This window comes from Flavobacterium sp. (genome assembly GCF_040402895.1).
In the GTDB taxonomy this organism is placed as follows: domain Bacteria; phylum Bacteroidota; class Bacteroidia; order Flavobacteriales; family Flavobacteriaceae; genus Flavobacterium.
In genome coordinates this window covers 326,415-339,885 of the sequence record NZ_JBBALR010000001.1, presented here as the reverse complement: position 1 = coordinate 339,885, position 13,471 = coordinate 326,415, and the positions used below count along the sequence as shown (strand labels likewise).

9 protein-coding genes are annotated in these 13,471 nt (G+C 29.7%); 6 read left to right on the top strand and 3 right to left on the bottom strand.

All coding sequences use genetic code 11. The annotated features are described in order from the left end of the window. Positions 1-73 precede the first annotated feature (73 nt). Entirely contained in the window at positions 74-559 is a 486-nt protein-coding gene (locus ABWP60_RS01675; RefSeq protein ID WP_353147577.1) for a TlpA family protein disulfide reductase, read from the top strand. Then, positions 559-2,301 (top strand): DUF6029 family protein, encoded by a 1,743-nt coding sequence (locus ABWP60_RS01670; RefSeq protein WP_353147574.1) that lies wholly within the window; start codon positions 559-561, stop codon positions 2,299-2,301. Before ABWP60_RS01675 ends, ABWP60_RS01670 begins: the two co-directional genes overlap by 1 nt. 34 nt (positions 2,302-2,335) lie before the next feature. Here ABWP60_RS01670 and ABWP60_RS01665 read toward each other — a convergent pair whose 3' ends face one another. Further along, positions 2,336-5,743, bottom strand: coding sequence for a DUF8818 domain-containing protein (locus ABWP60_RS01665; protein ID WP_353147571.1), 3,408 nt, complete (start codon positions 5,741-5,743; stop codon positions 2,336-2,338). Between the two features lie 120 nt (positions 5,744-5,863). Between ABWP60_RS01665 and ABWP60_RS01660 the strand changes: the two genes are divergently transcribed. The 4 genes from ABWP60_RS01660 (at position 5,864) to ABWP60_RS01645 (ending at position 11,123) form a co-directional block, all read left to right on the top strand. Continuing rightward, positions 5,864-7,177, top strand: a complete 1,314-nt coding sequence (locus tag ABWP60_RS01660) for a serine hydrolase domain-containing protein (RefSeq protein ID WP_353147569.1) — start codon at positions 5,864-5,866, stop codon at positions 7,175-7,177. A gap of 34 nt (positions 7,178-7,211) precedes the next feature. Then, positions 7,212-8,333, top strand: coding sequence for a lipid-A-disaccharide synthase (gene lpxB / locus ABWP60_RS01655; RefSeq protein WP_353147566.1), 1,122 nt, complete (start codon positions 7,212-7,214; stop codon positions 8,331-8,333). Between the two features lie 27 nt (positions 8,334-8,360). Beyond that, a complete protein-coding gene (locus ABWP60_RS01650; protein WP_353147563.1) occupies positions 8,361-9,032 on the top strand; it encodes a C40 family peptidase in 672 nt (223 codons plus the stop codon). Positions 9,033-9,113: 81 nt separating this feature from the next. Then, a complete protein-coding gene (locus ABWP60_RS01645; RefSeq protein ID WP_353147560.1) occupies positions 9,114-11,123 on the top strand; it encodes a ComEC/Rec2 family competence protein in 2,010 nt (669 codons plus the stop codon). A gap of 1 nt (position 11,124) precedes the next feature. Here the strand turns inward: ABWP60_RS01645 and ABWP60_RS01640 are convergent, their stop codons facing one another. After that, complete coding sequence (locus ABWP60_RS01640; RefSeq protein ID WP_353147558.1) at positions 11,125-11,589, bottom strand: thioredoxin family protein; 465 nt, start codon at positions 11,587-11,589, stop codon at positions 11,125-11,127. Between the two features lie 53 nt (positions 11,590-11,642). After that, positions 11,643-13,460: a peptide MFS transporter gene (locus tag ABWP60_RS01635; RefSeq protein ID WP_353147555.1), complete on the bottom strand. Its 1,818-nt coding sequence runs from the start codon at positions 13,458-13,460 to the stop codon at positions 11,643-11,645. Between the last annotated feature and the right edge of the window lie 11 nt (positions 13,461-13,471).

Genomic DNA, 13,471 nt, shown 5'->3' with positions numbered 1-13,471 from the left:
CTTCTTATGCAAATTTAAAAAAATTTTTTATAATGCTGGAAATATCTTTTATTTGCTAATAAATAACTATCAAATGATGAAAAAACTTGTTTTAAATGTAATGCTTTTTATTTGTGCATTAGGGTTTTCGCAGAAAAAATTACCAAGTGTAACACTTAAAAATCTAGAAGGTATAACCGTTTCTACGACTCAAAATTTTATAGAAAAAGATAAAGTATATGTATATTGTTTTTGGGCTACTTGGTGCGCGCCTTGCATTCAAGAATTAGATGCAATAAATGAGGTGTATGAAGATTGGAAGTCACAAGCCAATGTGGAAGTTATCGCCGTTTCAATTGATGACGCCAGAACAAACAAAAGAGTAAAACCCCTAGTAAATGGAAAGGGTTGGGAGTATACTATACTTATGGATACCAATCAAGATTTTAAAAGAAGTTTAGGTATTTCAAATCCACCTTTTACTGCAGTAGTTAAAAATGGAGATATTGTTTTCACACAAAATGGTCATACGCCAGGAAGTGAAAATCAGTTATTGGAACAAATTAAAGCGCTTAAATAATGAAAAAGTTAATTAGCTTCACGTTTTTGTTATCTGCACTTTTTTCTTTTGCTCAGAATGCCGATTCAACTAAAACGAAATTAAAAGTATACGGAAGTTTTGAAAGAAATGGGCAATGGTATACTAATGATAAAAACAGGGAAATTAATCAGGATAGTGTGCCATTACGTGCCAACAATTATTTCAATGTAAATTTCAATTACAAAAAAATTACTTTTGGAACGCAAGTAGAATCGTATATGAATGAGGCATTATTAAATTTTAATCCCAAATATAAGGGTACAAATTTTGCCACTTATTATGTGAATTATAAATCCAAAAAATTAGATATAACTTTAGGTCATTATTACGTACAGTTTGGAAGTGGCTTAGCACTAAGAACTTGGGAAGACAGGTCTTTAGGGATAAATAATGCCTTACGTGGTGCAAAAGTGGTGTATTCGCCAATTGAAGAAATTTCTTTTACAGCGTTGTACGGAAAGGCAAGAACTGGCTTTGATGTAGCTAATGGGGATGTTTTCGGATTTAATACGGATGTTAATGTTAGTCAACTTTTAAACATAGATGCGTTCGATTTTAAATATGGTTTTAGTGGTGTTAGTAGATATGAAAAATTACCGGTTTATGTTCAAAATTTCAGTGCTTTTACTAATTTGTTTTCAAACCGATTTGAATTGGGTTATAAAAATTATTATGTAAATACAGAATATGTATTTAAAAGCCGTGATGCCATTATTGTACAAAATATTTTGGACACAGATTTTGCTAAAGAAGGAAGCGCTTTATTAGTGAATTTTGGATATTCTAAAAAAGGGATTGGTTTTGACGCCAATTTAAGACGCGTGGAAAACATGCAATTATTAGCACAAAGAAATTTAGATAATTATCCAACACTTTCCAGTACAAGTTTAAATTATAACGACAAAATTTTAAATTTTGTTCCTAGTTTAACCAAACAACATCATTCTAACTTAGCTAATATTTATGTGTATCAGTCACAATTTCAAGTCGTGATGGATGAATCTACACAGATAAACAAATTTGGAGAAATTGGAGGTCAATTTGATTTTTTCTACGACTTCAAAAAAGGTTCTGCTTTGGGAGGGAAATATGGAACGAAAATCAATATTAATGTATCTTCTTGGTTTAATTTGAAAGCAAAATACAGATACACAAATAATGCTGGAGAAAACATCCAAAATTATCAGGCAGAATTATTTAATGCTAATGAGAAATATTTTTCAGATTATAATATTGAAATTACAAAAAAAGTTTCCAAAAATTTTAAAACGGCATTTACGTATATCAATCAGTATTACAACAACAAACAAATTCAAGGTCTATTTAATGCCTACATTATTAATTCTCATACCGTATTTTCAGAATCAACGTATCAATTATCTGATACAAAATCGATTACTTTTGGTTTAGAGCACATGTGGGCAGATAACGACAGAAAAAATTGGGCGGCTGGAACTGTAGAATACAATCACAACGAACATTGGTCGCTATTTGCTATGGATATGTATAATTATGGTTTTGATCATAAAACACTTACCATAAGCGAAACGGATTTATTTGATATCCATTTCTATAATTTTGGAGCCGCATATAAAAAAGGAAGTACACGTGTGGCTTTAAATTATGGCCGTCAACGTGGTGGTCTTGTTTGTGCAGGTGGTGTTTGCCGATTTGTTCCGCCAAGTACTGGTTTAGGATTGCAAATTACAACCTCATTTTAATAATAAAAACCCAATTAATTTTAATTGGTGTTTTTTAGAAAAACGCACGCAACTGAATGGTTCCTGTATGCACGGTTTTACTTGTTTCTGATTTTCTTCCGTTATAATTTATAGAGACATCTAAAAATTGCGTAATATTTTTCTGAAACAAAAGTTGCCAAGTAGAATTTTTTCCGTTTTGTAACCCTTCTAACAGCTGAAAGCCAACAGGAGAAGAAGCACTTCCAATAAAATCATTGTTTATAAAAGTAAATATTCCATTTAATGAAAATCCTTTTTCTGTATTCCAATTAAATGACGTACCTAATTGTTGTTGTTTTAATTTTTCTAAATTTCCAATTGTATTTTCTTTACTATTGTTTTCATAAAAAAGATCCCAACTTGCGTTTTTAGAAAAAATATAGGAAATTTTTGGGCTGATTTCTAATCCCGAAATAGTAAAATTTCGAGTTGCATAATTATCAGAAATGCTTTTTAAATTTGACGTACTAGTTTGTACTTGAAACAGCCAAAATTTTTGTACTAAATGCACATATTGTAGTTGATGACTTTTAATGTAATTTTCTTGACTTCCAAAATTTAATACATTTTTTAAGGAGCTAGAAGAATAGGTATATATAATAGAATTTTTTTGTTTTCCTTTATTAAAAAACAAACTATTTCTAAAATTAGTATTTAATCCTATTAAATTCGAATCCTTTTTTGCAAAAGGATTCCATTCAAAAACAGTTGAATTTCGAGTTATTTTTTTGTCTATAATCAAGGAAGTTTGATTGTAAAATTTAGATAAAAACTTCTTTAATCCCATTTCATTTTGCCAAGTATTTCCATTGAAAGTAACGGTTTGGCTTAGTTTGTTTTGATACGTTCTTATAAATATCTGATTGGGCAGAAATATTTTTATGTATTTTGCTAAATCAGAAAAGGTAGCAATTTCAAATTCCTGCAACTCTTGAATAGAATTATTATTGTAATCGTTCCACATATATAAACCTCGTCCTGCATCTACTTCTAAAAAAGTAAATTCTTGTTGGGCAATACTTCCCGAATTATTTTCATAAAAAGTAGTAGTTTGAATTAGTTGATTAAAATAGGAATCTGTATAGTTTACTCTCGAATTTATTGAAGGCTCTGTAGCACTATGATCTGCAAATTTTAACGTTCTATAATTAAAAAAAACGCCTAAATTTCTTCTTTCATTTTTAATGATTTGCGATTTTAAATAAGTCGAAAACGAGGTGTTTACTCGTTGTAAAAGATTATTTTTAACACTATCATTTTGTCTCGTTAAATACCCAATTTCGGCAAATACTTTTGTAGAATCTCCACGACCAATAAAGTTTCCAAATTCTGTAAATCGTTGACTAAAATTGCTTAGAATTTTTGTCTCATTTCCTATTTCTTTGTTGTTTTCAAATCTAAAATTAGCACCTAAATAGTTTTTCTTAAAGTGATATTTAGCTACATTTTGACTTCTTAAAAAATTAGATGTGCTTAAATTATTTTTACTATTCATCAAACTAATTTGTGTTTGAACTGTCAAATTTTTGTTTTTTGTAAAGGCTTGAAACGCGTGTTTGTTTCCAGAAAAATTGCTAGAATACGCTAATTTTTCAAATTGGTATTTTCCAAATGTTTTCCATTTCACCGAATCTTTTTGAACCGAATTAAATTGTACACCACCCAACAATAACAGCTGATTCCCTAATGGATTGGTTAGGTTCCAATCTCTATTAAACTCAATATTGTATAACCGCTCAATAGGTTTAAAATTTTCTTGAATATAATTAATGGAAGCAAAAGATTGCATTTGGATACCTTTAGAAAACAATTGTTGTTTCAGGTTTAATTTGGTGGCAATTCCTTGGTTATTGGCATCATCTAAATTTGAAAATAAATTTTTATCGTGGTTGGAAATGGCAATTTCTGTATCAATTTCTGTTTTTTCTGTGGGCAAAAACGAACTTACGATAGTTGCGATTTGAATTTTTGTTGGAGCAATTAGTTTTACAATTGGTTCATAATTACCTTGAGGTACTCCGGAAATTGGTGCTACATATTCGTAAATTTTACCTATGGTGTTGCTACTTGCCAAAATATAATTCCCTAAATTATTTCCTATAAAAGTAAATTTTACTTGGTACAACGTTTGTGTTGGGTCGGTAGAAAATTCAAATATTTCAACGCTACCTATTGTAGATTTTTTATAGAGTATCTTGTTTTCCGAATAGGAATCTACATAAGCAGAAGATGCATTCATTAAGTCAGGATTGTCCCCAGCGAGCTGTAAAGTTTGTACTTGATTTTCAGATAAACTTTGTTGTAATGGTTGGTTTTTTACATCATTTTCATTGTACACATAGGCGCCAATACTAAACTTATCACTTTCGTGCTGAAATCCGCCGTAGCTTAAAAAACGTGTATAATTTCTATCCGAATATTGATATTCCATTACAATTCGCATTTCGGAAGTTATAGGAAAAGTGGCGTTAAAAATAATTTCTCCTGCGTTATAATCTATAATATAATCTTTGTTTTCGCCGCGTTCTTTTAATATTCCGTTTACATATACACGTTCTGAACCCGAAATAATTAACACATATAATTCGCCACTATTGCCTCGTAATTTGTAGGGACCCTGATTGCCTTCTTGTCCCGTGAAATTGCTTTTTGCATATTGCCCTCGAACTAATGAAGCAGCAAAAAATAAATCGTTTTTATTAGTATTACCCCAATTAAAATGCGAGGATAGTCCTTGTACTTTTTTGTTAAAATTTAAAAAGCTTGTTTTTCTATTTTCTAAAAATAAATCACCTGATCTTATATTCCAGTTTTTCGATGAAAGTTCAATAAATATTTGATCAAATTCGTCAATCTTTTGCGAATAACCGCCTTCTTGTAAAGGAATATTGCTGTCTTGAATAGATGCTTTTAAGGTAATATCATCAGATAATTTACCAGAAATTTGTAAATCTAAATTAGAATTTAAAACTGTGTTTTGGTTGTTTCCCACGGTAATTCCTCGAGAAATACTTCCATTGGTTTGTAAGCCATTAAAAATAGGAATTTGTTTTTTTGTGTTTTCTGAAAACGAAAGTAATCGCCCGTTTTCATTTGGCACAATTTTTTTTTCGTCATATATAGTGTAGGTTTTCGTTAAAAAATTTGGTAAGTGATAATATTGAACACGTACCGAATCTGGAAATGTTTTTTTGAAAATTAATTTTTTAGTTTGGTAATTGAAAGAATAAAAAGAAGTGTCAATTTCTTGTTCGTTTGATGAAAATATTTTCAAAGAATTTGGATGTAACGATATAGTATCAATCAGAATTTCTTTGTTTGTATAAGCCAATTTTTTTGTTTTGAATGCGTTGTTTTTCTCTTGACCAAAGCCAACAGAAACGACACAAAAAAATAAAAGACAACTAATTTGTTTATACATACGGTAAAAGTACTGATATTTGTATAAACGAGAAAATTTCGATTTTTGTATGCCATTCTATTTGCTTAATTTTGTACTAGTTTTGACAACAAATAACAACCTACTAAAACTTATATTACAATGAAAAAAAACCTTTTTATTTTATTTTTATTTCTTTCTTTAGGCGCATTTGCTCAAGAAATTCGTTTTGCCCGAATTGATAGTTTGTTACACTATTTATATGAAAACGATAAATTTATGGGCTCGCTTTGTATCCGACAAGGCGACGAAGTAGTTTTTAAACAAGCGTATGGCTATTCTGAAGCCACTAAAGGCGTTAGAGCAAATGGAGCTACGAAATATAAAATTGGTTCTATATCTAAAACGTTTACTGCTACTATGATTATGCAATTGGTAGAAGAGAAAAAGATATTGTTGACGACTAAATTAAATCGGTTTTTCCCAAAAATTGACCAATCTGATAACATTACCATAGAACAATTATTGTATCAACGAACAGGTATTAAAGATTACGCTAACGCAGATTCTACTTTAACAGATGTATTGGGAAAGCCAAATATTAAAGATTTGGTACTTAAAAAAATAGAGAATTATTCTTCTATTTTTGAACCTGATTCTAAACACGAATACAGCAATTCTAATTACTTTATTTTAGGATTAATTATCGAAAAAATTACTAAAAAATCATTTGCAGACAATTTAAAAACAAGAATTTCGGATAAATTAGAGTTAAAAAACACGTATTACACCAACGAAAAAACAGACGTCACTAAAAGAGAAAGTTATTCCTATACATTTAATGGCGAATATTGGGATAAAATTGACGAATGGAATAATGACATTGCTTTTTCTTCAGGAGGAATAATTTCAACACCTGAAGATTTAACTAAATTTATCCATGCCCTTTTTAAGGGGAATTTAGTTACTCCAGCTTCATTAGAACTTATGAAAACACTTAAAGACACCTACGGAATGGCTTTAATTCGTTTTCCTTTTGGAGAAAGAAAGTTTTATGGGCATAACGGAAAAATTGAAGGTTTTGAATCGTCAATGGGGTATTATGAAAAAGACGATTTGTCAATTTCTTTACTTGTAAACGGTGAAAATTATAGTCAAAACGACATAATGATTGGAATTTTAAGTATTTATTACAAGTTACCGTATCCGTTTCCAAGTTTTAAAAAATTAGATAAAGACTTAATTCAAAAATATTCTGGAACCTTTGCATCTAAAGAAATTCCTTTAAAAATTAAGGTTTTCGAGAAAGAAGGTAATTTATTGGCCCAAGCCACAGGACAACCGAGTTTTCCATTAACTTTTTCAAAAGAGGATGTTTTTGTTTTTGTTCAAGCAGGAATAGAAATTGAGTTTACATCTGCTACTACTTTTGTTTTAAAACAAGGTGGCCAAAAATTTTATTTTACTAAAGAATAGAAAAAATTTATCTTAGCCAATTAATTGACTTAAAATGAAATATTACATAATAGCTGGTGAAGCCTCAGGCGATTTACACGGTTCCAACTTAATGAAAGCCATTTTAGCAAAAGAGCCATCTGCCGAAATTCGTTTTTGGGGTGGCGATTTAATGCAACATGTGGGGGGCACTTTAGTAAAACATTATCGCGATTTAGCCTTTATGGGTTTTGCTGAAGTGATTATGAATTTACGAACCATTTTAGGGAATATTTCTTTTTGTAAAAAAGATATTTTGCAGTTTCAGCCCGACACAATAATTTACATAGACTATCCTGGATTTAATATGCGAATTGCGAAATGGGCTAAGAAATTGGGAATGCAAAACCAATATTATATTTCCCCTCAAATTTGGGCTTGGAAAGAAAATCGCATTAAAGACATCAAACGTGATATAGATAAAATGTATGTGATTTTGCCTTTTGAAAAAGATTTTTACGAGAAAAAACATAATTTTCCAGTTGAATTTGTAGGGCATCCATTAATTGATGCTATTTCCAATAGAAAGCAAACCAATTTTGAACAATTTATTAAAGAAAATAATTTAACCAATCAGCCTATAATTGCTTTATTGCCAGGAAGCAGAAAACAAGAAATTGAAAAAATGCTTTCCCTAATGCTTTCGGTTGTAGTAAAATTTCCTGAATTTCAATTTGTAATTGCTGGTGCACCAAGTCAAGAATATTCGTTTTACAAAACATTTTTAACCACGGAAAATGTAAAATTTGTAAGTAATAAAACGTATGATTTACTAAGTGTCTCTCACGCGGCTTTAGTAACTTCGGGAACAGCCACTTTAGAAACAGCATTGTTTAATGTACCACAAATTGTGTGTTACAAAGCGAACAAAATTTCTTATGAAATTGCAAAACGAATTATTTCATTAAAATTTATTTCTTTAGTGAATTTAATTATGGAAAAAGAAGTGGTAAAAGAACTAATTCAAAATGAGTTAAATTCTAAAAATTTAGCATCTGAATTACATAAAATTATTTCAGGAAAATCTAGGGAAACCATTCAAAATGAGTATAACATTTTGGAACAAAAACTAGGAGGCAAAGGCGCAAGTGAAAAAACAGCTAATGAAATAATTTCTTCAATTAAAAATAATTTGTAAATTTAAACTTCATAAACTCCCCAAATCATGAAAAAATCAATTTATATTTTTTTTCTAGCTGTTTTCTTATACAGTTGTAAATCCTTGCAGAAGCCTACTATTGTTACTTCAAAACAAGTAGCACAAAAAACAGGAAGTTATACTTTTATAGAAAAAACAGGATTAGAAAAACCTTTAAAACCAACAAAAAAGGAATTAAAAGCTATTGAAAAAGCAAAACAAAAAGCGGCACAAGATAGTGTTGAACAATCCAAAATAAAAGTAGTTGTTGAAGAAGAAACGCCACAAGATTTTACGCCCACATTTGAAGTTTCAGATTACATAAAGCAACAAATTCTTAATGTTGCGGCAGAAAGTTTAGGGTCGCCTTACAGAGGAGGTGGCACCACTCCAGCTGGTTTTGATTGTTCTGGTTTTGTAACTTATACGCTAAATCAATTTGATATTTCATTGCCAAGAAATTCGGCAGAAATGGCACAAATTGGAAAACGTATATTAAAAAAAGACGCCAAAGCTGGCGATTTAATCTTTTTTAAAACCAATGGTAGCTACATAAGTCATGTTGGAATAGTAACTGAAAACAAAGATGGCGTTATTAAATTCATTCATTCTTCTACAAGTAGAGGGGTAGTGTATTCCTCTACTTCTGAAAGTTATTATGCTAGAACTTTTGTTGGTGTAAATAGGATTCTAGAGTAAACGTTAGCCACTTAATTTCAAATTTTTTTTACTAAAAAAACTACCCCCAATTGTTTTTCTAGTTTAACTAACCTACTAATAATGAAATTTATTAAATTTCCAATTGTTCCGATACTTGGCGGTTTTAGTATTGGAATATTAATTCAATATTATGTACCAATTACTTTGGTTTATATTTTAATTGGATTAGTTTTAAATGTAATTTGTTTTGGCATTGGATATTTCATTAATATTAAAAAGAAATCAAATTCCTTATTTTATGAAAGTTTTGTAGTTCTTTTGTGTTTAAATTTAGGAGTTCTTTCAAGTTATTTCAATGTTCAAATAAATTTGAAAACGCATATTTCTACTTTTATTTCCGAAAAAAATATTGTTCAAGGTATAGTATCTGAAAAATTAAAATCAACTACCTATTATGAAAAATTTATTTTAAAAGCAGAACATATTAATGAGCAAAATTGCATAGGCAAAATACTACTTTACGTGCCAAAAAAACAGAAAATACAAATAGAGGTTGGCAACAAAATAAAGTTATTTGAGTCACCAAAATTACTTCAAAACGCAATAAATCCAAACCAATTTGATTATTCTAAATATTTAAAAAATCAGAATGTTTATCATGAAATAAAAATCAAAAAGACAAATACAATTTATGTTTCAAAAGACACAAATTTTTATTTTTATATCCATTTCATTAAATCGAAATTATTAAAAAGTTATGATGTAAAAAGCTTTAAAAAAGACAATTACAATCTTTTAATGGCATTGGTTTTTGGTGAAAAAACGGAATTGTCCAAAGAAATTAGCAATTCATATACTCAAGCAGGCATTATTCATATTTTGGCTATTTCTGGGTTGCACATCGCCTTAATTTATGGAATTATACTTTGGCTAACTAAACCATTACTTCGATTCAAAAAAGGTAGATTATATATTTTTTTATTCTCATTAAGTGTCTTGTGGTTTTATACTATTTTAGTCGGATTTTCTGCTTCAATTGTTCGTGCCGCGGTTATGTTTTCAGTAGTTGCATTAGCAAAAATTGTCAATCGACAAGCTAATATTTACAATTCTTTAGCTGTTTCCGCTTTGATTTTACTTTTATATAATCCAAATTATCTTTTTGATGTTGGATTTCAATTGAGTTTTGCTGCTGTTTTAAGTATTGTAATTTTTCAGCCCTTCGTTAGAAAATACAGTTATTCTAAACATAGAGCTATCTTAAAAATTAAAGAATTATTGCTTATTTCTTTAGTGGCTCAAATGGGTGTGTTACCTTTAATTTTGTATTATTTTGGACAATTTCCATTATTGTTTTTATTGGCTAATTTAATTGCTATTCCACTTTCGAGTCTTATTTTAATTTTAGGGTTAGCATTAATTCCTTTTAATTTTTTGTTTCCGAAAGCAGCAGTTTATTTGAGTATTTTAGTCAATTTTTTAATTGAAACAATGAACAATTTTACTGCTTGGATTGTAAAATTCGATGTTTTTATTATTAAAAAAATTGCATTTCATGAAGTGTTAGTATTGTTGTTATATTTAATTATTGCTGCATTAGTATATTTTGTATACTTTCCGAAAAGTAAAAATTTTAAGCCCATATTAGTTTCTATAATTATATTTCAATTGGGTTATTTTTTTCTGAATTCTAATGAAAAAAGTAACAATGAATTTGGCGTTTTTAATAGTATGAAAAATTCGCTGTTTGTTGAAACCATAAATAATGAATCTATTTTTTATACAGATGATTTTGCTAATTCTAAATCTTCAATAGAAACATATACAAGAGGAAAATTTGTTAAAAAGTATCGAATAGAACCTATTAAAAATGTATATAGTTTTAACAAAAAAATTCTTTGTATAGATAGTTTAGGCGTGTATAATACCAAACAAAAGCCAGAAATTGTGGTTCTTACTCAATCGTCAAAAATTAATTTGAATCGGTTAATTTCAACCATTAAACCAGAGCAAATAATTGCAGATGGTTCTAATTATAAAAGTTATATAAAACTTTGGAAGGCCACTTGTGAGCAAGAAAAAATCCCTTTTCATGCCACAACCGAAAAGGGATTTTATAGATTGAAATAAATTACTTTTTTTTGATAATTTGATTGGCGTTTTCTAGCCAAACTTGCGGGCCACCAGCTAAATACCCAGAACTTCCTAGGGCATTTAAATTTACTTTGGCATCGGCTGTTTTGGTGGCACTAACAAACCAAACTGTTGGATATCCTCTAACTTGTAATTGTTGTTGTAGTTGTGCATTTTGCATTTTCACCGCATCTGTTTGTTCGTTTTTTCTAGGAAAATCTAATTCTACCAAAATTACATTATTTGAAGCCCATTTTATAAATTCTGGTGTTTTAAAAACTTCATTTTGTAATCGAATACACCAACCACACCAATCAGATCCTGTAAAAAACAAGAACATAGATTTGTTTTCATTTATAGCTAAATCAGTAGCTACAGACAGGTCTGTGTGCCACTTTAATTCCTGACTTTGGGCGATGAATCCACTAAATAAAAAAGTGAATATTAAAAGTGTTTTTTTCATATTCTTCATTTTATAAAACAAAAATAAGTAAATTTTGCTCTAAGTTTAGTTGGTTATCTAACACCGTGCATTAATTTTTTGATGATAGGGCTCATTAAAATTGAAAAAGCAGCTAAAACAAAAGAAATAATAGCTAACATCCAAAAGAAATAACTTATTCCTTTTTCATTAGCTATAGCTTCGACTTCTTCGCCAAACATTCCTGCACCTTTCATTCCTATTGCAACTGCTAAGTACCATACACCAAACATAAATGCAATCATTCTAGCAGGAACTAATTTGCTAACATAAGAAAGTCCAACAGGTGAAATACATAATTCTCCCATGGTGTGAAATAAGAAAACTAAGATTAACCAAATCATACTCACACTTGCGCTTTGTGCTCCAGGGGCAATTCCGTTTGCGCCAAAAGCAACAGCTACCATTCCAAGACCTAAAAATATCATTCCAATTCCATATTTTACATTGGCATTTGGATTAAATTTACTTTCCCATACTTTTGAAAACAAAGGCGCTAACGTTATAATAAACAATGAATTTAATGTAGAAAACCATGTTGAAGGCACTTCTGTTAAAGCTTCTGTTGATTTTTCTATTTTTAAGAATTTAAGAGTTGAATCAGATAAGTCTAAGTATCCTGCCATATAATAATCTTTTGCAAGCATCCAAAGCGCAATAATCCAAATGATAACAAAACTAAAACTTAATACAATATTAGCTATAGAATATTTTGCAAATGTTTTTCTAAACAACATGAACATAACCCAATTTATAATAATTAAAGGGATAAGTGTCATCAACGAATTTACAACTAAAAAGATTGCACTTGAATTTCCAGTTAAAATTCTATTAGTATATTTTTCTGCAAAAACGGTTAAACTGTTAGGAGATTGTTCAAAAATTGCCCAAAAGAATATGGTTATGAAAGCAAAGAAAGTAACAGCAATTAATTTTTCACGAGTGGTTTTTGAATATTGCATAATTCTGTAAACCAATAAAACGATAAATAAAACTAAAGCGGTTAAAATAGCTATTGAATTTCCTTTCTCACCAAGAAATCCAAAGACATCAAATGAACCACCTGATAATTTAGATATTTTTGAAGCAGGGGCGTTAATTATCCAAAGTAATCCTAAAATTACAGAAACTGCGATTACGCCAAGTTGCCATGAAGTAAACGGAACTCTTTTGTCTGTATCATTTTTTGCAAGTTCTTCAACATCTTTTTTAACTGGTTTTAAACCGATATCGCCAAAAATATTTTGAGATAACCAAAATTGTACTAAACCTAGAAACATGAAAATTCCAGCTAAACCAAATCCATAACCCCAACCTACTTTTTCACCTAAATAACCACAAAGTAAAATACCAAAAAATGCTCCAGCATTTACGCCCATATAAAAAATGGTGTAAGCTCCATCTTTTTTCTCTGGTCTGTCTTTGTACATTTCAGAAACAATTGAAGTCATATTTGGCTTGAAAAATCCGTTTCCAAAAACTAAAAGCACCAGTCCTAAATATATTGTAAACTGTGTTTCAAAAGCCATTGAAAAGTGACCTAAAGTCATTAATAAAGCTCCAATTACAACAGCCCATCTATAACCAATTATTTTATCGGCAAAATAACCTCCAAGCATTGTGGATAAATATACTAAACCTACATAAGAGCCAAAAAGTGATGACGCAGTTCCTTGGTCCCAGCCCCAGCCACCTTCGGCAATTGAAGCCATAAAAAATAAAACTAATAAAGAACGCATTCCATAAAATGAAAAACGTTCCCACATTTCGGTGAAAAACAGGACAAATAAACCGCTTGGGTGACCTAAAACGGTACTTTTAAAAAATTGATCGGTTGAGTTTTCTTTAATCATAAATTGTTTTT